This window comes from Burkholderia sp. YIM B11467 (genome assembly GCF_052952715.1).
On record NZ_JBQVSQ010000018.1, the window covers coordinates 20,610 to 42,389 of the forward strand.

The window sequence follows — 21,780 nt, forward strand, 5'->3', positions numbered from 1 at the left end:
ATGGCAATCCTGATTCGCGGCGGCACCGTGGTCGATGCGGACCGCTCCTATCGCGCGGACGTGCTCTGCGCCGACCCGCAGGACGGCGGCACGATCCTGCAGATCGCCGAGACGATCGACGCGCCGGCCGGCGCGGCCGTCGTCGATGCGCACGACCAGTACGTGATGCCGGGCGGCATCGATCCGCATACGCACATGGAACTGCCGTTCATGGGCACGACCGCGAGCGACGATTTCTATTCGGGTACGGCCGCCGGGCTGTCGGGCGGCACGACGAGCATCATCGATTTCGTGATCCCGAGCCCGAAGCAGCCGCTGATGGACGCGTTCCATGCATGGCGCGGCTGGGCCGAGAAGGCGGCGGCCGATTACGGCTTCCATGTGGCGGTGACGTGGTGGGACGAGAGCGTGCACCGCGACATGGGCACGCTGGTGCGCGAGCACGGCGTGTCGAGCTTCAAGCACTTCATGGCGTACAAGAATGCGATCATGGCCGACGACGAGGTGCTCGTGAACAGCTTCACGCGTTCGCTCGAACTCGGCGCGCTGCCGACCGTGCACGCGGAGAACGGCGAGCTCGTGTTCCAGCTGCAAAAGGCGCTGCTCGCGCGCGGGATGACGGGGCCGGAGGCGCATCCGCTGTCGCGGCCGCCGGAGGTCGAGGGCGAGGCCGCGAACCGCGCGATCCGCATCGCACAGGTGCTCGGCGTGCCCGTGTATATCGTGCACGTGTCGGCGAAGGACGCGGTCGACGTGATTACGCGCGCGCGCAGCGAAGGGCTGCGCGTGTTCGGCGAGGTGCTGCCGGGCCACCTCGTGATCGACGAGGCGGTCTATCGCGACCCGGACTGGACGCGTGCGGCCGCGCACGTGATGAGCCCGCCGTTCCGCTCGGCCGAGCATCGCGAGGCGCTGTGGCGCGGGCTGCAGTCGGGGCAGCTGCATACGACGGCGACCGACCACTGCGTGTTCTGCGCGTCGCAGAAGGCGATGGGCCGCGACGATTTCACGAAGATCCCGAACGGCTGCGGCGGCGTCGAGGATCGCATGTCGGTGCTGTGGCATCACGGCGTGAATCACGGCCGCATCACGCCGAACGAGTTCGTGCGGATCACGTCGACGAACGCCGCGCAGATCTTCAACCTGTATCCGCGCAAGGGCGCCGTGCAGGTGGGCGCCGATGCCGATCTCGTCGTGTGGGACCCGGCCGCGACGAAGACGATTTCGGTGAAGACCCATCACCAGCAGGTCGACTTCAACGTGTTCGAGGGGATGACCGTGCAGGGCGTCGCGACGCACACGCTCACGCGCGGCGCGCTTGCGTGGGCCGACGGCGACCTGCGTGCGGTGCGCGGCGCGGGTCGTTATCTGAAACGGCCGCCGGCGGCCGGCTACTACGAGGCGGCGCGCATCGCGAACCGGTTGCGCGAACCGCATCCGGTCGAGCGGGCGGGTTGAACGGCGTGTGTCTTGCGGGGCGTGCCGGTTCGAGCGGCACGCCCCGCACGCATTTGAGCGCGCCGAACGAGTAATATCCACCGACAGCGTCGCAAGAGCGTTCCGGGCCGCGTGCCGGACAAGATCAATAACATTGAGAGAAAGGAGCACAAGGTGGATATTCTGCGCAGTCTCCTGGGCATGTCGTTCCTGTTGTTAGTGGCTTATCTGCTGTCGAACAACCGGCGCGCGGTAAGCGGTCGGACCATGATCGCCGCGCTGCTTACGCAGCTCGCGATCGGCGCGCTGGTGCTGTTCGTGCCGTCGGGCCGCGCGGCGCTGGCGGCGGCCGCGAACGGCGTCAATCGCGTGCTCGACATGGGCAATCACGGTATCTCGTTCGTGTTCGGCGGGCTGGTCGACAGCCGGATGTTCCAGCTGTTCGGCGACGGCGGCTTCGTGTTCGGCCTGCGCGTGCTGCCGATGATCATCTTCGTCACCGCGCTGATCGCGGTGCTGTACTACATCGGCGTGATGAAGTGGCTCGTCGCGATCCTCGGTGCCGGGCTCGCGAAAGTGCTCGGCGTGAGCCGGATCGAGGCGTGCTCGGCCGTCGCGACGATCTTTCTCGGGCAGAGCGAGATGCCCGCGCTCGTGAAGCCGTTCGTGCGGAACATGACGAGCGCCGAGATCTTCACGGTGATGGCGAGCGGCATGGCATCGGTCGCGGGTTCGGTGCTGGTCGGCTATGCGGGCCTCGGCGTGAAGATGGAGTATCTGCTCGCCGCGTCGTTCATGGCGGTGCCGGGCGGGCTGCTGTTCGGCAAGCTGCTGTTTCCGACCGTCGAACCGAGCCGCGTTGTGGTCGACGGTCTCGATTTCGACGACAAGCGGGCCGCCAACGTGATCGAGGCGGCAGCGTCCGGCGCGTCGGTCGGCCTGCGGATCGCGATCAACGTCGGCGCGATGCTGATCGCGTTCGTGGGGCTCATCGCGCTGATGAACCTCATCGTCGGCGGCGTGGCCGCGTTCGCGGGTTTTCCGCAGATCACGCTGCTGGGCATTCTCGGCCATCTGTTCGCGCCGCTGGCGTGGATCATCGGCGTGCCGTGGCACGACGCGGCGCTGGCCGGCAATTTCATCGGCGAGAAACTGATCTTCAACGAGTTCGTCGCGTACGGCGACCTGTCGCCCTACCTGAAGGGCAGCGAACACGTCGCGGCGGCCGGCCTGCAGGTGCTCGACCCGAAGACGCTCGCGATCGTGTCGTTCGCGCTGTGCGGCTTCGCGAACTTCTCGTCGATCGCGATTCTCGCGGGCGGCTTCAGCGCGGTCGCGCCCGAGCGTCGCTCGGAAGTCGCGCGGCACGGCTTGCGCGCGCTGACGGCCGCGACGCTGTCGAACCTGATGAGCGCCGCGATTGCCGGCCTGTTCTTCTCCCTGCATTGAACCGTGCAGCAGCCACCGACCGATCGAGGAGAGGCAACGATGTTTCTACCGCAGGAATTCATCCGCAAGAAGCGCAACCGGCAGCCGCTCGATCACGCAGGGATAACCGCGTTCGTGCGTGGCGTGACCGACGGCAGCGTGACCGAGGGGCAGGTCGCGGCGTTCGCGATGGCCGTGTACTTCAACGACCTGAGCGTCGACGAGCGCGTCGCGCTGACGATCGCGCAGCGCGATTCGGGCGACGTGCTCGACTGGCGCGCGCTCGATCTCGACGGGCCGGTGATCGACAAGCATTCGACCGGCGGCGTCGGCGATGTAGTGTCGCTGATGCTCGGGCCGATGGTGGCCGCGTGCGGCGGCTACGTGCCGATGATCTCGGGGCGCGGGCTCGGCCATACCGGCGGCACGCTCGACAAGCTCAGCGCGATTCCCGGCTACGACGTGATGCCCGATACGGCGGCGTTTCGCCGCACGGTGCGCGACGTCGGTGTCGCGATCATCGGGCAGACCGCGCGGCTGGCACCGGCCGACAAGCGTATCTATGCGATTCGCGACGTGACGGCAACCGTCGAGTCGGTCGCGATGATCACCGCGTCGATCCTGTCGAAGAAGCTCGCGGCCGGGCTCGACGGGCTCGTGATGGACGTCAAGGTCGGCTCCGGTGCGTTCATGCCGACCGTCGAGAAATCGGCGGAACTGGCGCGCAGTATCGTCGACGTCGGCAACGGCGCCGGCATGAAGACGACCGCGATCCTCACCGACATGAACCAGTCGCTCGCACCGTGCGCGGGCAATGCGCTCGAAGTGGCGTGCGCGATCGACTACCTGACCGGCAAGTCGCTTCCGGCCCGCCTGCATGACGTCACGATGGCGCTCGCGGCGCAGTTGCTCGTCACCGGTGGGCTGGCACGCGATACCGCACAGGCGCGGGCGATGCTGCAGCGCTCGCTCGACTCGGGCGCGGCGGCGGAACGCTTCGCGAGAATGGTCGTGGCGCTCGGCGGTCCCGCGGACCTGATCGATGTGCCGTGGCGTCATCTTGCGCGCGCGGCGGTGATCGTACCGGTGCCATCGCGCGCGAGCGGCGTGGTGCAGCATGTCGATTGCCGCGCGCTCGGGCTGGCGGTCGTCGCGCTCGGCGGCGGCCGCATGCGTGCGGAAGATGCGATCGACACGCGGGTCGGACTGTCCGCGCTCGCGGAGATCGGGCAGCGCGTCGACGCAGGTCAACCGCTCGGCTATGTACATGCCCGCGATACCGACACCGCGGCGCACGCGGTGGACGCGGTCCAGCGCAGCTATGTGCTGGGCGAGACGGGCGCCGCGCCGCCGACCATTCACCAGCAGATCGGCTGAACCTGCACGGGGGAGTGTGCGGGTATCGGTGGCCGCTTTACATCAAGGGAGTATCGTGCGCACCGGGATGCGGCCGCGGCGATGCGTCCCAACCCACTACCGGAGGCATCATCGCGATGGAACGAAACGAACTGATCGAACAGGCCAAGGCGGCGCGCGAACGTGCGTATGCGCCGTATTCGCGCTTCAAGGTCGGCGCGGCGCTGCAGGCGCACGACGGGACGATTTTTCACGGCTGCAACGTGGAGAACGCGTCCTACGGATTGTGCAATTGCGCGGAACGCACGGCGATGTTTTCGGCCATCGCCGCCGGCTATCGTCCGGGGGACTTCGCGCGCCTCGCGGTCGTCGGCGACACGGACGGCCCGATCGCGCCGTGCGGCGCATGCCGTCAGGTGATCATCGAGATCGGCACGCCCGACATGGAAGTGATCCTGAGCAACCTGAAAGGAGCAGTTGACGTCACGACCGCAGACACGTTGCTGCCGGGCGCGTTCCGGTTGTAACGGCGCGCGCCGCGGCGAGCATGCGCCGCATGGATCACGCGCCGTCGCGCGCTTCGCGGATCGGGATCACGGTGCGCGCACCGCACTGGCGCAGCAGGTCGCGCAGCTCGTTGATGACCGGAAACACTTCGTGGTTCCAGTCGGCGCCCTGGCGATCGTGCGCTTCCTGCTCGCGCTCGACGATCCAGCGATCCTCGCGGAAGATGCGCTCGGTGAACCAGACGAGCAGCGGCCACGCGAGATCGAGTGCGAACGGGATGCCGGGCTTGTGGATCGACAGCAGTCCGAACGTGCGGTTGGTGCGTTGCTCGGCGTCGAGCGGCACGTAGACGATCCACAGGTCCATCACGAGCGTGCCTTCGCTCGAACGGATCTGCAGCGTCTGGTACGGGTAGATGGTGCGCACCGTCATCACGCTCTTGTCGGACTGGTCGGACGCCTTCTTGCTCGCGCCGAACACGAGCGCTTCGCCGACCGGCTGCTTGCCTTCCATCCGCACGAACGTATAGTCGACCTCGACCCAGTCGTCGCCGCGGCGACGGCCTACCGAACGCGCTCGCATCTGCCCCATCTGCTTGCGATGCAGGAACTGATGGTTCATGTCCATCAGGTTCTCGTGCATGAACGAGTAGTGGCACTTGACCTCGCGGCCGAAGCGGCGGGTCTTGTACGCGCGGTCGTCCGCCGATTCGAGCGCGGGGAACGGCCGCTGGTCGGCGAGCGTCGCGTCGCCCGGAAACACGAAGATCAGCCCGTGCGCTTCGCGGCACGGATACGCGCGCACGCCGTTGGGCAAACGCTCGCGGCCGAGGTAGGGCACGTCGACGCAGCGGCCGCTGTCGCACGCGTAGGTCCAGCCGTGATAACAGCAGCGCAGCGTTTCGCCGCTCACGACCCCTGCGTGCAGCGGTACCTGGCGGTGCGCGCAACGATCTTCGAGCGCGTACACGGCGCCCGATTCGGTGCGCACGAGCACGATCGGATCGCCGGCGAAGCGCACGCCGAGCGTCTTGCCGCGCTTCAGCTCGCGCGACCACGCAAGCGGATACCAGTGATCGGGGTGAATGGGCACGCGGCGCAGGTCGCGCACGACCGCGCCGGTGGACGGCTCCTCGAGGGTGTTGCTGTCAGGCAAAGGCACTGCGCGCATGCGTGACGCCTCCTGGCTGGGCGATTGTTCCGAACGCCGCATCGTGGCGGCGGGGATCTCAAGAAGTCTACGCGAAGTTGCCCGGTACGGCGGACGCGATGCGGGTTTGCCCCGGCACGGCGGCAGGTGTTTCGTTGATGCGGCGCAAACCGGCCGCAGGGCGGCGCGCGCGCTGGCCGCGCGGCACCGCATCATGCGGCCGGTTGCGGGTCACGAGCCGGTGTCGCTCCACAGCACCGCGTTCGTGCGGTACAGCGCCGGGAAGCGCTGCTTCAGCCCGGCGACCTTCGGCAGGTCGTTGAACGCGATATACGGCGCGTCGGGATGCAGCTCGAGGTAGTTCTGATGATAGGCCTCGGCCGGATAGAACCCCTTGTACGCCTCGACGCGCGTGACGACCGGCGCCGGAAACACATGCGCGGCACCAAGCTGGGCGATGTACGCGGTCGCGACCGCGCGTTGCTGCGCGGTGGTCGGGAAGATCGCGGACCGGTACTGCGTCCCGTCGTCGGGGCCCTGACGGTTGAGCTCGGTCGGGTCGTGCACGACCGAGAAGAACACCTGCAGCAGCCGGCCGTACGTGATCTGCGTCGGGTCGTAGACGATGCGAACCGATTCCGCGTGCCCCGTCAGCCCCGAGCCGACGAGCGTGTAGTGCGCGGTTTCGGACGCGCCGCCCGCATAACCGGCCGTGACCTGCTTCACGCCCTTCACGTGCTCGAACACGCCCTGTACGCCCCAGAAGCAGCCGCCGGCGAGCACGGCCGTCTCGTCGTGGGCCGCGCCGGGCGTTTCGTCGAGCGTCGGCGCGGGCACGGTGCGCATCGGCTCGGCGGAATTGACGACGCGCTGGAAGCCGAACACGGCGGCGGCCGCGACGGCGATGGCGCCGATGCGGCGCAGCATCGCTGCGCGCCGTCGCGACGCGGAATCTCGGGTGGGTGTCGGGTTCATCGTGTGCTCCTTCTGAATGCGTTGGCGAAGACGGTGGCCGGGTTGCGGCGGTGCCTGGGTTCAACCGAAAGTGAATGCATACGCATCGACCCCGCGATCGAGAAACTCGATCGCGAACGTGCGGTCGGCGATCGCGCCGGGCTGCCGGACGAGCTGGTACAGGCGCTGCCCGGTGACGGTGCCGTAGCCCTGCGCATCGACGTCGGCGCCGTGCGCGGCACCGGGCGCCGCGCCGTCGAGCGTCACACGAAAGCGCACGGGCTGGCCGTTCGCACCCGGGCCGAGCACGAGGTGCAGGTCGCGCGCATGGAAGCGGTAGACGATCCGGCCGTCCGGCGCGGCGAGCGACGCGCGCTCGGCACCGACCTGCCACGTGCCGGCGAGGCCCCAGTCGTTGAGGTCGGGGCGGGCCGGCGCGTCGTAGCGGTGCGCCGTATCGCGCACGACGCCGCCCGGCGACGTGAAGTCTTCAGCGCGCGCATAACCGACATAGGTTTCGGGCGAGCGGACATCCGCGGTGTCCGCTGCCGCGAGCGCGCCGCTCGCGGGCGCACCGGCCAGGCCGAGCGGCACGTTCAGCGCTTCCGGGTGCCCAGCTTCGGCGAGCAGCGACTGGATCGCGCGTTCCGACTGCGCGTATTCGCCTTCGCCGAAGTGGTGATGGCGGATGCGCCCCTGTGCGTCGATGAAGTAGTGCGCGGGCCAGTATTCGTTGCCGAACGCGCGCCAGATCGAATAGCCGTTGTCGATCGCGACCGGGAAGTCGATGCCGAGGTCGTGCACGGCCTTCTTCACGTTGCCGATGTCGCGTTCGAATGCGAATTCCGGCGCGTGCACGCCGATCACGACGAGCCCGTACGGCGCGTACTTGCGTGCCCACGCGGTCGTGTACGGCAGCGTGCGCAGGCAGTTGATGCACGAGTACGTCCAGAAGTCGACGAGCACGACCTTGCCGCGCAGGCCGGCGGCCGTCAGCGGCGGCGAGTTCAGCCACTGCACGGCACCGTCGAGCGACGGCAGCGTGCCTTCGACGGGCAGCGTGGACGGTTTCGCGTCGGCCACGCGCATCAACGCACCGCCAGCCTGCGCGCCATCGGCAGTCGCGGCCATCATCGCGCCGCCGCTTGCATTGGCGGCCGCGTTGCCCGTTGCGGGCGTCGCCGCCGGCGCGCCGTTCGGGCGCCCGCCGAGCCGGTCGACGAGCTTCGTCTCGAGCCCGCCCGTCGTGACGGTCGACAGTTGCGCGAGCGCGCCGGTATCGAGGCCGAGCGCGATCGCGCCGGTACCGGCCAGCAGCGCCGCGCCGATCCCGCGCCGGATCCATTCGCCGGCGCCGAGCGAGCGCTTCATCGCGGCGAACACCTTGCCGCCGATCACGAGCGCGACGCCGAGTGATGTTGCCGCGCCGGCCGCATACGCGACGAGCAGCAGCGTCGTGCCGACGCTCGCGCCGCGGAGCGCCGCGCCGGTCAGCACGAGGCCGAGGATCGGGCCCGCGCACGGCGCCCACAGCAGGCCCGTGGCGACGCCGAGCAGCAGCGACGACGCAGGGCCGGCCGGGCGGCCGTCGCGTTGCGCGAAGCCGGTGAGCCGGTTGCCGGCGGCGACGAGCGGGCGCGTCAGGTGTTCTGCGAAGCGCGGCATCAGCAGCGTCAGGCCGAATACCGCCAGCAGCACGATGGCGATCCAGCGGCCGGCCTGGTTCGCTTGCGCGACCCAGCCGCCGCCGACGGCCGCGAGCGTCGCGACGACGGCGAACGTGAGCGCCATGCCGGCCAGCAGCGGCAGGCCGGTGCGCACGAACGGCTGGTCGGCGCGCGCGAACACGAACGGCAGCACGGGCAGGATGCACGGGCTCAGGATCGTGAGCACGCCGCCGAGATAGGCAAGGACGATGAGCAGCATGGTGCGTTCTCCAGTCGGTCGGGAGTGGGGCCGGATCAGGCGGCGGTCGTGTGGAAGGTGAGCGCGAGGCCGTTCATGCAGTAGCGCAGGCCGGTCGGCTGCGGGCCGTCGTCGAACACGTGGCCGAGATGGCCGCCGCAGCGGTGGCAATGCACTTCGGTGCGGACCATCCCGAACGACGCGTCGGCGTTGGTATCGACCGCGTGGTCGAGCGGTTTCCAGAAGCTTGGCCAGCCGGTGTGGCTGTCGAACTTGGTGGCCGACGAGAACAGCGCGAGGCTGCAGCCCGCGCACGCGAACGTGCCGTGCCGGTGCTCGTCGTTCAGCGGGCTGCTGTACGGCCGCTCGGTGCCGGCTTCGCGCAGGATCGAGTACTGGGCGGGCGTGAGCCGGCGATGCCATTCGGCGTCGCTGAGCGTGACCTCGAAAGGGGCGGCCGGCTGCGGGGCGGCGGGCGGCGCGGCGAACGCGCGGCCGACCAGCGCGCGGCGGCCGACGGACGACAGGGTCGCGAGCGCGGCGAGGCCGGTGGCGCCGGCGAACAGCAGGTGTCTGCGGGTGGGCATGATGGGCTCCTGGAAGCAGGTCCTGAAAATATGCGCCCATCGTAGGCAGAGGCCGGTGTCCAAGTCCTCACGGAAAGTTAAATGAATTGTGATGAATGGCGGGGGTGGGGCGGTGTGGGGCGTGGGAATCCGTCCAAGCCCCGGCTGGCAAGGGCCTTCGAGCGGGTGAGCCGCCGATGTTTACCGAGCACCTGTTCGCGTTGCGATTTTTAGTGTTCGTCGCGTGGCGTGGCGAATCCGGACTTTGGCTTGCCGATCGAATCGGGCTGAGGCACGAGCGTTGTTTGACTGCGGTCGCGAATTGCGCTGAGCGTCTGATGCGCATTGATAGACGGATCAGGACATCGAGCGAAAGCCCTAAGCTCGCGGCGCCCTAAATTTGGCATTCGATGCTACTGGCTGCTGTGATCGACTATGGGCTCTACTACCGCCTCTGTGGCCCCGCTTTCTGGCGCTGACGACGGCGTGCCAGTGGCCGAATCCATCGACCTTTTCGTCACACTCGTGCCTTGGCGATCTTTGATCCGGGTAGGGCTGCTGGTGAGGCGGATTCGCCTGAGACGCAGCTGAAGCTCAATTGCGAGCGTCCACATTCAGGGCGGTGAGAGGTGAGGGCCTCGGCGGGGGCAGATGGCCGAATTATCTCCGCGGTGCGGAGAGAATTGTGGAGGGAGCCCAGCAGGGTTCCGCCGTTGCTGAGATTCCGGTAACGTGGCCACTGCTGGCGCGCACCGGCCCGCCGATTCCTCCATTCCTGACAAGATGACAGAACTCGTCCCCGCATCCCTCTTGACCGACATCCGCCACATGATTGATTCGGCGCGCGCTCGGGCGGCTGCGGCCGTCAACGCGGAACTGACCCTCCTTTATTGGCAGGTTGGTCGTCGCATTCGAGATGATGTGCTGGGCGGTGAGCGCGCGGGCTACGGACAACAGATCCTCCCCGCGCTCGCACGACAACTGAGAGGCGAGTACGGCAGGGGGTGGAGCGAGCAGCAATTGCGCCACTGCATCCGCGCGGCCGAGGTGTTTCCGGATGAACCAATTCTCTCCGCACTGCGGAGAGAATTGAGTTGGACCCATCTGAAGATGTTGATGTACGTTGAAGACCCGCTCAAGCGCGACTTCTACATTGAACTCTGTCGTCTGGAGCGCTGGTTGTCGCGGCAGTTGCAGGAGCGGATGCAATCGATGCTGTTCGAGCGCAGCGCGCTGTCGCGGCAACCCGACGAAGTGATCCGGCACGAAGTGGCGCACCTGCGCGACGCGCAGCAGATGACGCCTGACCTCGTGCTGAAAGATCCATACATCCTCGACTTTCTCGGCCTCAATGATCACTATCTGGAGCGCGATCTCGAGGATGCGATCCTGCGCGAGATGGAGCAGTTCCTACTGGAGCTCGGCGCGGGCTTCACGTTTGTTGCGCGCCAGAAACGACTTCCCATCGACGATGACGACTTCTATCTTGATCTGCTGTTCTACAACCGCAAGCTCAAGCGTCTTGTCGCGATCGAATTGAAGCTCGGTTCCTTCAAGGCCGAGTACAAGAGTCAGATGGAGCTGTACTTGCGCTGGCTCGCGAAGCACGAGCAGGAGCCTGATGAGGCGCCGCCGATCGGCATCATCTTGTGTGCGGGAAAAAAGCAAGAGCAGATTGAATTGCTTGAACTCGGCAAAAGCGGGATCCACGTGGCAGAGTACCTAACCGTGCTGCCACCGCGTGAGACGCTGCAGGCGAAGCTGCACCAATCGATTGCTGCGGCACGTGCTCGGCTCGACGAAAAGCGGGAGTCGTGATGCCGACTTACGAACAATGGTTGACCGGCAGAAGGATGCCAAAATTGGTCACGGTCTCGCGCTAGGAAACTCATCTGCCGAGAGCGGCTGCAGCAGGGCACGGTTGCTGGCATTGGGAAAATCGTTTTTACGAGTGGCAGGAAAAAACATCGTGCTGGAAAAAATCCTAAAGCTAGAGGGCGTGGGTTTGTTCGCTACCCCGCTCGCCAAGGCAGTCGAACTCAAGCACGCGACCCTCATCTACGCGGACAATGGGCGGGGCAAGTCGACACTGTCGGCAGTGATGCGTGCTTGCGCCGCTGCAGACGCTGAGGCCATGGCTGCGCGAGCGACCATTGGCGGCACCGGTGTAGCCCGGGCCCAGTTCCGCTTCAAGTTGCCCACGGGCGGAACCAACATCACGTTCGACAATGGCGCTTGGGACGCTGCGATGCCGAACTTGATGGTATTTGACCAAGCTTTCATTGAACGCAACGTGTACGCTGGCAGCGAAGTCCAGGCCGACCACCATCAGTCTCTCCTCGACTTTGCCTTAGGGACCGCAGCCGTGGCGAAGAAGAAGGAGGTTGATGCAGCTCATGAGGCCATGACGGCGGCGACAAAAGCTCGCAGCGCGGCGGAGGGCAAACTGCAGGGCTACCGGGGCGCGATGTCGGTGACGGCCTTCTTAGCACTGCCTGAAGAACTGCAGGCCGACGAACTGATTGCAGACTACGAGACGCGAATCGCAAACGCGAATTCGGCGACCGCGCTCGGTCAGCGCGCTGCGCTGAAGCTGCTGACCCTGCCCCAGGTCGAGTTCAACGATTTCGAAGCCGTCCTCAAGAGCTCCTTCAAACAGATGCATGAGAACGCAGGTGCGTTGGTCAAGGCGCACATGGAGAGTCACGGCGGCTCGGACTCAGAGCGGTGGATTGGCGATGGTCAGCGTTTCGTCAAGAACGAAAACTGCCCGTTCTGCGGCCAATCGACGAAAGGCCTAGACATCATCGAGGCCTACGGCACGTTCTTCAACGTGGCGTACAACGAGCACAACAACCGCATCCAGGCGCTGCCGGGCTCGGCTCGTCGCTCGCTGAGCGACGGTACCATCGACTCCTGGGTCAGCGAGTTCCAGGCGAACGTCGACCGTGCGCAGGCATGGGCTGAGCAGTTGCAACTCGACTGCACTGCGCCCCACACTGCTGAATTGAAGGCCTTTGCTCAGGAAATCAGGGACTGCCTGGGGGCGGCGGCCGAGGAGAAGGCCAAGCAACCGCTAGAGCCCCTAGACACGGGCATCCTCACGCGGGCCATCGACGCTCGAGATACTATCCTGCAGGTGCTCGGCGAGTACAACGCCGCCGTCGAGGTCGCAAACACAAAGATTGCTGCTTTCAAGAAGGGGCTGCAGACCCAGGACAAGGCGCAGTTGGAAGCAAGCCTGGCTCGAGTGCGTGCGCAGAAGGTTCGTCACAGTACCGATGTGGTCGCTATCGTCAGCGAGCGAAAGCGAGCCGATGATGAGCGAAACAATCACGAGAAGGCCAAGGCGACCGCGAGGGAAGCGCTGGACAGGCTGATGTCGTCGATGCTGACGGAGTACGAGAGCGACATCAATAAGTGGTTAGCTCACCTGTGTACGCCCTTCAAGGTCAGCAAGCTGAACTACAGCTACGTGGGTGGTCCTACCCCACGCACGGAGTACGGCGTGCTGGTGCGCGAGAAGCACGTGCCCGCGGGTAAGGCTGCGGCGAATGCGCCGTCCTTCAGCACGGTCCTCTCTGACGGTGACAAGCGCAGCTTGGCGCTGGCGTTCTTCCTCGCGAAGGCCCTACATGAGAAGAGCTATGCTGGCAACATCGTCGTGATGGACGACGTATTTGCTTCGCTCGACAGCAACCGCCGATCGCAGACGATCACAGCGCTCTGTGAGGTGGCTAAGAAGTGCGCGCAGGTCATCGTCCTAGCGCACGACGCGTATTTCCTCTACGAGCTTGAGAAGGTCATGACTGAAGAGAAGGTGCCGGAGATCCTTTCACTGCAGATTCGTCGTGTGGGTGAGTTCTCTGAGCTGGCGCCGGCCGAATTTTCGATGATGTGTGAGTCGGACTACTATAAGCGCTACAGGACGACGTGGAACTATCTGTCGGGCGCCGCACCCGACGACCTCCTGCATGTAGCTCAGGCGCTACGCGTTCTCGTCGAGGGCAATTTGCATCGACGCTTCCCGGGCCTCATCCGGGAAGGCGTGACGATGGGCGTCATCGTCGGACTTATCGAGAATGCACCCGCCGGAAGCCCGCTCGAGCAGCTCAAGCCCGAAGTCAAAAGCCTACGGTCCTTTAACGAGTTCGCCAGCTTGTTCCACCATGACACGCAGGGCAAGATTCCGCGCTCGAGCGTGACAGATGGGGAACTGCACCCCTTCGCGAAGCAGGCCATGGCGTTCGTCCACCTCGGCTCAATGAGCTGATTGCTACCACCATGTTCAAGTTTCTGATTCCCCAGCACCCAGTGTCTTCGCAGACCCGCCGTCGAGAAAACTTGCGGGAGTTCGCCGAGCGAGATCGCTGGCCCGTAGCGTGCCGTTGCGAATGACCGGTATTGGGAATGGCGAGTACCCCTTGTGGGTCGATCTGCTCCGGTCGCGCGTCACAGGGCGGCGGCCGGCCGCGTTCGGCCAGTTGCGGACGTTGGTTAGGCAAAATCTGTGAAAGCTCCAACGTCTGCGCCCTTCTAAAAGCGGTCGGTGCGACCACTACATCCGGGATCCGCCGCTTCGGAGTGTATTTTCAATCGTCCTTCGGTTTAAGTGCCCTGATCAGAACTCCAAACTGCTTTTTAATCTCGGCATGCTTTGCTGCCGGGATTGTAAAACCGAGAACCTTTCGGACGTTGGGATGGGCAGCTCCCCCTAGATGCTTGTGGAAAAACGCCACAAGAAGTAGATTCAAGCCGACTAACGTCTGCCGTTCCCGCGTAAGCCACGCCCCTAAATCTGGCAACGAATCGATGTTTAGCCCCTGAACAACACCGCCTTTCGTCATGCGAAAGTGCACAGCTGAACCGTGTACTGCTTTGGACAGCGTCGCATATTCACTCTTTATAACGTCTATGCCGGTTATCGATTCAGCCACCCCAGACAGCGATGGATGTTTGGCTAGGTATGCAATCGTTTCAGTGAAACCCAACAGATGACCACCTGAATGCCACTGCACTAGTTCGACCGGGTGATCGAGATAGTAAAGTCCGAATAAAACGTTTTCGATGCAACTGCGAAGGCAAATCAATGCGACGCGCCAAGAGCCTTGTCGTGCTAAAGAGTGAGAGACCAAGGCGTCGTTTTGAGCTTCCTTGAAGAACTCATTCGCAGCGCTATCCGAAATTACGTCGATAAGATTTGTCCGCCACGCTTGCAACGTGACTAATCGAAAGTAGCTGTCTAAGAATCGCCCTTTTTCATTTGACAACGCTTTCGTAACCGCCGACACTTCACTCGGCAGATTTTGAAAGAAGTGATCGAAATTTAGCTCAATTTCCGCACGCAAATTGTTCATATTTACCGCATTAAAATTGTCAGCGCGTTTGCGAGTTCTTCCGACTCTTTAATCGGTTTCTTACTTTTCTTTCCCACCAAGCGAACTCGCTCTTCCGGGTGTTCGGCCAAAAATTTAAGCAATTTTCCGAAAATGTCACGGTTTGCATCGCGTGGCCTGACGTCAATTACAAACCCAAATTCCTCGATGAGTGATAGCCACTGCTGTTTGCTGACGTTATTGAGCCCAACTAGCATGTTCAGAGCGTGTGGAATGTCCTCATCGCTAACCGTTGAGCGGGAGCGCTTTTGAAAGACGCCTTCCCAGTCCATGCTGCTCTCAAGCTCAATATTTGGAGCTGCTCTTAGCGCCTGTGCCATCAAGGCGAGATGCTTGGCAAAATCGTGACTTTTCATCGTTTAGACACCAATCCGTTTTTTCAGCTCACGGCAGACAGAAGTAAATTCGCCAATCGCTATTGAATCATTTGAATCGAATATTGAATGATTTGATTGGGCTGACTTGCTAACTGAGACCCGTTCGTGAATTACGCCAGCGAGCACCGCATTTTTGAATTGCGCCCGCAATGTCGCCTCGGTTTCCTCACGGTGGGTCGCCGGGCGTCCGACTCGTGAAATCACCACTCCTGCCTGCACTAACTCGTGATCAAGATCTTCGCCAAACTCTTCTACTCGCTTGAGAAGCAAACTGACACCAATTGCTGACAAAAAATCGAGAGATACCGGAACGACATAATGGGTGCTGAATGCGAGCGCATTTTGAGTCGGGATTGTGAGGTTTGGAGGACAGTCGCAAATTACGATGTCGTAATTTGGAAGAGTATCCTTGAGAGAGTTTTTTAGTCTTGTCTCTCTAAATCGTGCGCCAGCCAAATCAAGGTCAACAGTAAAAAGATCGATATGCGAAGGTATTAGATCAACGTTTTCGAACACATCTTTAACAATTACCTGCTCCGCGGTTTTGTCTTTTTCTTGCGCGTCCGTGTGCTTGCGGGCGCCTAACAGATCGGCCACCGTACCGTTCTTTCGAGCGTTGTCATTCCAAGCCTGGACACCCATGGTGGAAAAAGTTGCATTTGTTTGAGGATCTAGGTCGATCAACAAAGTTTTCAACTTTTCTTTTCCGCAAAATGCCGCAAAGTTGACCGCTAATGCCGTTTTCCCAACTCCGCCCTTCAAATTTATACACGAAACCACCGCCGTCATATTCCCCTCTCTTTTTTTCGTTTACTCTAGCAATCGGTAACGATATCCGTTCGCCAATAAGCGTTGCTGACCGCCGCCCCGGCTCCGGCGCCGACTACGTACATGCTCCGGACATGAATATAGCAGGAACGCGCATTAGGGCAAGATCGACACGACGGTCACCTTGCTCAAGTCGCGCGGGCGCTAATTGCGCTAACTAGTTTAGAGCCGCTCATATGGCCGTTCAACATCATTAGGGGCCGTTCCTGCGGTCCCACAGCGAATGGCTGCAACGAGTCGTTCACGTCGCCCCAACTGCCATTCGCTGTCGCGTACAGATCCTGACGCCGGGACGAACGCGCCAGCGAGAAAGGGAGCCTTATCACTACGGCACGATTGCCAACTCAAATTCGGGGGGGGGGCGCACAACGCGTGACCGCGGCGACTGGGCGCAGCAACGCCATCGCGGGGAGTTAACACGGTCTTTGTCTACGTCTACGAAGCGCTGAATTGCCGGCCAACAGGCGAGTATGTCGATCCGGGGTCGGTCTGGCGGTCGCACATCATCGTCTTCGCGTGGGACGACCTGACGAGCCTCAATACCTGACGACCATCGCGGCGGCGTTCGCGTGAGGCGGCGTGCGTCATATACCAAATCTACATCGGCCATAAAAACATTGGAGAAAACCCTGACTCGTCGCGACGAACCGGGATTGAGATCTCAACCTCCTGTCAGGATTGCCAGCTTGCTCACATCCGTGGCCAGGCATGTAATTCGACCGCAGCGGCTGGCTAAGCGTGATACGGACGACGCATCGCCAAGCATGAAATTGGCGTAATCAATCCCGCTTTTCAAAGCCTCTCTGACGCTCGACTTAGCGACTCGGCCATTGCTGCATCAATCAGGACCGTGATCTCGCGGATCGCTGAAATCGATGTGCTTCCGGATGCCCTGGAGCCCCACCATGCACGACGCAACGCATCGCTTTGACGTCATCGTTGTCGGTGGAGGGCCCATGGGCCTATCGACCGCCTACCATCTCGGCAAGCGCAAGGCCAGGACGCTGGTGCTCGAGCAGTTCACCTTCGTGAACCAGCTTGGCAGCTCGGCTGGCGTGTCGCGCCAGTTCCGCATTCCCTATCCCGACGCCTACATGGTCAAGCTGGTCAAGCAGTCGATCCCCTATTGGGACGAGTTGCAAGGCTTGACGCCGCAGCCGCTCATGGACACGGTCGGCACCTTGTGGTTCGGCGATCCGACAGTCAAGTCGACAGAGGGCAATATCCCCGCCGCCGAGCAAGCACTGAAGGCCGAAGGGGTTGCCTATGAAACGCTGGATGCGGGCGAACTGGAGAGGCGTTTTCACTTTCGCAATCTGCCGTCGACGTATACGGGACTATTTCAGGCCCAGGGCGCCAGCATCGATCTCGCGGCCACGCAGCGGACGCTGCTCGACTGGAATCAGCGCTCTCCCTTCGTGCAGCTGTTGCAGGAGGCGCCGGTCATCGGCATCGAGCGTCGGCAGGGCCTCTTTGAAGTGAAGACTCCGCTTGGGACCTTCAGTGCCGAAAAGCTGGTGCTGACGCCGGGCCCCTATGCCGACGACGTGTTCAAGCTGCTGGGGTTCCGTATCGCGGCGACCTACTGGAATATGGCCTCGGCCTACTACCGCAAGACTCGGCCGGATATCCAGTACCCCACCTGGTTCGTTTTCCAGAACCCGGTGGGCGACAACGGCAATCAGTTCTACGGCTTCCCGGAGGTAGCCTGGAATTACCCGGGCTATATCCGTGTCGCCTCCGATTTCGTCCTCGCGCCGCTGACGTCCCCCGATCAGCGCACGCCCATTCCGAATCCTCAGGAGCTCGCGTTCACGGCCGAGTGGGTCGGCGAGCATATGGAAGGTCTCGAGCCGGTTCCGCGCTTCACGTCGACCTGCCTCGTCGCACTCAGCAAGATCGCGAACAAGGAATTGCTGATCGACTTCGCGCCCGACTATGTGCCGAACCACCGCGACATCGTCATCTATGCGACCGGCTGGGCCGGAAAGTTCGTTCCGCTGCTAGGCGAAATTCTTTGCCAGTTGACCCTGGACGGTCATACCCCATTCGACATCTCGCACTTCTCCACCGGCAACCGCTATTTCAACAAGCTGGCCTGAGCGCAGGCCGGGCATCTACGGGAGCAGGACACCATGGCAAGCAAGACCTATTCGATCTTCGGGTGTGGTGCCGCCGGTCTATACACGGCCTGGCGACTGTTGAATGGCCGGACGCGAGCGGGGGGCGATCCGCATCGGCAGTTGCAGCAGGGCGACGTCCTGGAACTCTTCGACTGGGGCAAGTACGATTTTTCGAAGGAATTTCAGGGCACCCGTGCACCCGGTGCCCGGGTCTGCACCTGGCACTACCAGAACAATCCCGACCATTCGTACCTCGAGTTGGGCGGCATGCGCTATTCGCAATGGAACGGCAACAACGACGGTAAAGCGCAGGGCCACCGGCTGGTCACGACGGTGATCGCCAAGCTCGGGCTCGACCGCTATGCCGTGCCTTTCAACGAATCGAGCAATCCCCTCTACTACCTGCGCGCCAGGAATCTCTATCAAAACGATATTTCTTCGCGCACGCCGGCGCCGTACGCGGCCAACAACTTTGGTGCCGCGACCACGCCCGACCAGGGCTTCGCCGTCGTCGAAGCGTTGTCGGTCACGAGCACCAGTGGTCCGAGCACACGCAAGCAGTGGGACGCGTTTTATCAGCATGGCCGCATCACGGCCGAACTGCCGTCGAGCTCCATCTTCCAGAAAGGCGATTTGCTCAAGGACATCGGCTACTGGAACCTGATGTACGACCAGCTCGGCTCGGAAGGCTATCAGTACGCCGCGGACGGCAACGGATACTCGTCCAACGTGATCAACTGGAATTCCGCGGTCGCCTTCGAGGCGAACAACGAATTCACGCCGGGCAATCAGTACATGACGCTGACGACCGGCTACTCGGGCATGTTTCACGCATTGTTTGCGGCCATCGAGCAGTTGGCGCGGCAGCGAGGCGTCACGCTTCAGTATTACCCGAACCAGCGGCTGCGCTCCATCCATGTCGAGGACGGCGTCGTCCATTACACGATCGCGAAGCGGGAAGATCCCTACCGGGAGGCTGCCCGTCAGACCACGTCGGCCGCCTGGCTGGCCATGCCGCGCGCGGCGCTCGAACAGGTTGCCCAGGGCTCCCGCTATGACGATCGGGGCGGACTGGACGTCCTGAACGACCAGAAGGTCAAGCTCTATCTCGAGTCGGCCATCATGCAACCGTCTTACAAGGTCGGCATGTTCTTCGAGAAAGAATGGTGGTTGGACCCGGCAACGCCCTATCCGCCAAAGATCGACGGCTATGAAGTAACGGATGCCGTGATCGCGTCGCTCAAGGCGCAGGACTTTCCGCCCGTGTTCGTGCAGGCGATGTCCGGTTCGGACGCGATCCTGAATGTCCAGTTCGCGAGCGCCGACGAGCTGGTCAAGGCTGTGGAACAAGCTGCCGACGAGCGGATGACCATCAAGCAGGAAACGTTGCTGCTCGCCGTCGCCAAGCGCAACACCATGGGACCGAGCGTGACCGACACGCCGATCCGCATGGTGGTCTACTTCGGCAATAACGCGACTGACAAGAATACAAAGCCGGTCTACGGCCTGCTGGCTTCCTACGACGACGAAACCTTCACGACGTTCTGGCGCGAGCTGGAGCTCGGGCCGAACGAAGAGCGGCATGTGCCGATCGCCGACGATATCCAACCGCTGATCGGGCCGCGCAAAGTGCCCGACAGAATGGTCAAGATGCTGCGAAAGCAGCTGGCGGAATTGCACTTTGGACCGAACTCGGACTTTGCGGACGTGCCCGAGCCGCTCGAGGCGGCCTATGTCGACTGGTCGCTGCCGCCGTTCCGTGCGGGCTACCACGCGTGGGCTGCGCACTACGACGTTGCCGACGTCCAGCAAAAAATACGCAAGCCGTCGCAGCTGCTCGACGGCAAGGATGCGCCCGTCTTTATCGTAGGGGAGTGCTACTCAAACGATCAGGCCTGGGTGGAAGGCGCCTATTGCACGGCGGAATCGGTGCTCAACGATTTCTTCGACATCGAGCCGTTGATTGACGATTCGGAATACCCGTTCATCTGCCAGCCAACCTGATGGTTCGGCGCATGCGGTCGCAGTTGAACGTGCCGCGGAATGCTACGGGGAGCCGGAGCCGGGAACGACGAGCGGGAGGGGCGGTGACGCGCCCGCTCGAACGGCCACGCGGCGAGTCGAAAGGCGTTTGGCGCGCATCGATACCGAAGTACCAGCCATTCCCTGTAGTTCTGCACAACCCTCTTTTTCAGACGTCGGTAATAAGGAGCGGCAATGCAATCTCTCAGATTGTGGCGGCATCTCGCGCCCGGCGGTTCATCCCTGGAGCGGCTTGCGCCTGGCGAGCCGGTCGCCGAAGACTATTCCATCAAGCATCTGCTCGAGCATGAGCTCTCGACGCGCGATTACGTCACCTATCTGCTGTCCATCGACGCGGAAATCGAGCATTGCCTGATGGTGCAGTATCTGTACGCCGGTTATTCGCTGGGCGGGCCGCAGGTGCCGGCGGCGTTTCGCGACACGGTCCGCAATTGGCAGGAAACCATCCTCGGCATCGCCAAGGAGGAGATGGGCCACCTGATCACGGTGCAGAACGTGCTGCGTCTGATCGGCTCGCCGTTGCATTTCGAGCGTGACGATTACCCGTGGGATACGCCGTTCTATCCGTTCCCTTTCATGCTCGAACCGCTGACGCTGGATTCGCTCGCGAAATACGTCTATACGGAGGCGCCGCTCCATTGGGACGGCGGCGAGCTGGGCAAGGATATCCGCCGACGCATCGGAAAGCAGGTATCCAGGCCTCATAAGGTCGCCGAGCTGTTTCATACGCTGATTCCGCTCGTCAGGGACCACCTGCCCGATGATGCCTTCCAGGCCGACACCTACCGCTGCCAGGCGGATTTCGCCGAATGGGGACGCGGGTACAAGGGCGGCCACAGGGGCAGCGGCGGCGGTCGCTCTCTAGGCGGAACGCCGGACGTGCTCGTGATGCCCGCCACCTCGCGCGACGACGCGGTGAACGCGCTGGATAAGATCTCCAAGCAAGGGGAGGCGCCCCACGGCAAGGATCCCTCGCATTTCGTGCGCTTTTTGCGGATCTATGTCGAGATGCGCGCGGTCCTCGAAGGCGAGCTGTGCGGCGTCGACAGCTGGCTTGCCGCACGCCCCGACGACTTTCTCGAAGAAGCCTGGACGGAAGCCTATCCGGCAGCGGCGGCCGAGCTGCACGCGGCGAAGGTAGACGACACCTGGCGGCCTTCGCGGCCCGTCGCGGTCAATCCCTACGTGGCGCTCGACCCCGCGCTCGTGCCGGAGCAGGGCGGCGCACCCGTGACGCCCATCACCGAGCCGGTGACCCAGCTGTGGGCGTCGCTGTTCAACCTGCGCTACCGCATGCTGCTGCAGTACCTGATCCACAGCTTCACGCTCTACGGCGGGCTCAATGCGGCCGGGCAGTTCACGCCGCGCGGCACGATCGTCAATGCGGCGTTCGGCGAGATGTACAACCTGCGCGCGCTCTCGGAGATCCTGATGCAGTCGCGCGTGTCGATTGAGCCGGACGCGTCGCTCGCGGGGCCGCCGTTCCAGATGCCCTATACGCTCAACAGCCCGTTCGGCGAGGCAAACCGCTGGCGCGGGCACCTCGATCTGCTCGAGGCCTCGGAGCACCTCGTGGCGGCCTTGCTGGCCAGGACCGATGCCGCGCGCCATCCGTATTTGCTCAGTCTGCGCGAAGCCGACAAGAACCTGGCCGCTGTCGCCAGGCGCATCCTGTCCGGCGACGTCGACCTGGCGCTACTCTAGGAGCCGC

General features: G+C 63.3%; 16 protein-coding genes. 9 read left to right on the forward strand and 7 right to left on the reverse strand.

Annotated elements, in window-relative coordinates:
• The 4 genes from hydA (at nt 1) to ACTRWB_RS35935 (ending at nt 4,748) form a co-directional block, all read left to right on the forward strand.
• Nucleotides 1-1,458, forward strand: coding sequence for a dihydropyrimidinase (gene hydA, locus ACTRWB_RS35920; protein ID WP_446904687.1), 1,458 nt, complete (start codon nt 1-3; stop codon nt 1,456-1,458).
• Nucleotides 1,459-1,611: 153 nt separating this feature from the next.
• Nucleotides 1,612-2,886, forward strand: coding sequence for a NupC/NupG family nucleoside CNT transporter (locus tag ACTRWB_RS35925; RefSeq protein ID WP_193103033.1), 1,275 nt, complete (start codon nt 1,612-1,614; stop codon nt 2,884-2,886).
• 39 nt (nt 2,887-2,925) lie between these two features.
• Nucleotides 2,926-4,242, forward strand: a complete 1,317-nt coding sequence (gene deoA, locus ACTRWB_RS35930; protein ID WP_446904688.1) for a thymidine phosphorylase — start codon at nt 2,926-2,928, stop codon at nt 4,240-4,242.
• A gap of 116 nt (nt 4,243-4,358) precedes the next feature.
• A complete protein-coding gene (locus ACTRWB_RS35935) occupies nt 4,359-4,748 on the forward strand; it encodes a cytidine deaminase (RefSeq protein WP_129517516.1) in 390 nt (129 codons plus the stop codon).
• A 34-nt stretch (nt 4,749-4,782) separates the two neighbouring features.
• On the opposite strand, the gene ACTRWB_RS35940 is transcribed toward ACTRWB_RS35935, so the two are convergent.
• The 4 genes from ACTRWB_RS35940 to msrB form a co-directional block, all read right to left on the reverse strand.
• Complete coding sequence (locus ACTRWB_RS35940) at nt 4,783-5,898, reverse strand: Rieske 2Fe-2S domain-containing protein (protein WP_446904689.1); 1,116 nt, start codon at nt 5,896-5,898, stop codon at nt 4,783-4,785.
• 210 nt (nt 5,899-6,108) lie between these two features.
• Nucleotides 6,109-6,852 (reverse strand): peptide-methionine (S)-S-oxide reductase MsrA, encoded by a 744-nt coding sequence (msrA, locus tag ACTRWB_RS35945; protein ID WP_446904690.1) that lies wholly within the window; start codon nt 6,850-6,852, stop codon nt 6,109-6,111.
• A 60-nt stretch (nt 6,853-6,912) separates the two neighbouring features.
• A complete protein-coding gene (locus ACTRWB_RS35950) occupies nt 6,913-8,757 on the reverse strand; it encodes a cytochrome c biogenesis protein DipZ (protein ID WP_446904691.1) in 1,845 nt (614 codons plus the stop codon).
• Between the two features lie 35 nt (nt 8,758-8,792).
• Nucleotides 8,793-9,323 carry a peptide-methionine (R)-S-oxide reductase MsrB gene (msrB, locus tag ACTRWB_RS35955; RefSeq protein WP_446904692.1) on the reverse strand — a complete coding sequence of 177 codons (531 nt, stop codon included), beginning with the start codon at nt 9,321-9,323 and terminating at the stop codon, nt 8,793-8,795.
• Nucleotides 9,324-10,085: 762 nt separating this feature from the next.
• Between msrB and ACTRWB_RS35960 the strand changes: the two genes are divergently transcribed.
• Together ACTRWB_RS35960 and ACTRWB_RS35965 are read left to right on the forward strand one after the other, a co-directional pair.
• Nucleotides 10,086-11,120, forward strand: coding sequence for a PDDEXK nuclease domain-containing protein (locus ACTRWB_RS35960; RefSeq protein WP_446904742.1), 1,035 nt, complete (start codon nt 10,086-10,088; stop codon nt 11,118-11,120).
• Between the two features lie 16 nt (nt 11,121-11,136).
• Nucleotides 11,137-13,575 (forward strand): AAA family ATPase, encoded by a 2,439-nt coding sequence (locus ACTRWB_RS35965; protein ID WP_446904693.1) that lies wholly within the window; start codon nt 11,137-11,139, stop codon nt 13,573-13,575.
• 319 nt (nt 13,576-13,894) lie between these two features.
• Here ACTRWB_RS35965 and ACTRWB_RS35970 read toward each other — a convergent pair whose 3' ends face one another.
• From ACTRWB_RS35970 to ACTRWB_RS35980, 3 genes are read right to left on the reverse strand one after another with little or no spacing between them, the layout of a single operon-like run.
• Nucleotides 13,895-14,659, reverse strand: a complete 765-nt coding sequence (locus ACTRWB_RS35970) for a hypothetical protein (RefSeq protein ID WP_446904694.1) — start codon at nt 14,657-14,659, stop codon at nt 13,895-13,897.
• A gap of 2 nt (nt 14,660-14,661) precedes the next feature.
• Nucleotides 14,662-15,054, reverse strand: coding sequence for a hypothetical protein (locus ACTRWB_RS35975; protein ID WP_186271844.1), 393 nt, complete (start codon nt 15,052-15,054; stop codon nt 14,662-14,664).
• A 3-nt stretch (nt 15,055-15,057) separates the two neighbouring features.
• Nucleotides 15,058-15,864, reverse strand: coding sequence for a ParA family protein (locus tag ACTRWB_RS35980; RefSeq protein WP_446904695.1), 807 nt, complete (start codon nt 15,862-15,864; stop codon nt 15,058-15,060).
• Nucleotides 15,865-16,808: 944 nt separating this feature from the next.
• Between ACTRWB_RS35980 and ACTRWB_RS35985 the strand changes: the two genes are divergently transcribed.
• The 3 genes from ACTRWB_RS35985 to ACTRWB_RS35995 all read left to right on the forward strand — a co-directional run bounded on the left by ACTRWB_RS35985 (nt 16,809) and on the right by ACTRWB_RS35995 (nt 21,773).
• On the forward strand, nt 16,809-18,005 hold the full coding sequence (locus tag ACTRWB_RS35985; protein WP_129517687.1) for an FAD-dependent oxidoreductase: 1,197 nt from the start codon (nt 16,809-16,811) through the stop codon (nt 18,003-18,005).
• A gap of 33 nt (nt 18,006-18,038) precedes the next feature.
• Nucleotides 18,039-20,030 (forward strand): hypothetical protein, encoded by a 1,992-nt coding sequence (locus ACTRWB_RS35990; protein ID WP_446904696.1) that lies wholly within the window; start codon nt 18,039-18,041, stop codon nt 20,028-20,030.
• Between the two features lie 213 nt (nt 20,031-20,243).
• Nucleotides 20,244-21,773 carry a ferritin-like domain-containing protein gene (locus ACTRWB_RS35995; protein WP_446904697.1) on the forward strand — a complete coding sequence of 510 codons (1,530 nt, stop codon included), beginning with the start codon at nt 20,244-20,246 and terminating at the stop codon, nt 21,771-21,773.
• Nucleotides 21,774-21,780 lie beyond the last annotated feature (7 nt).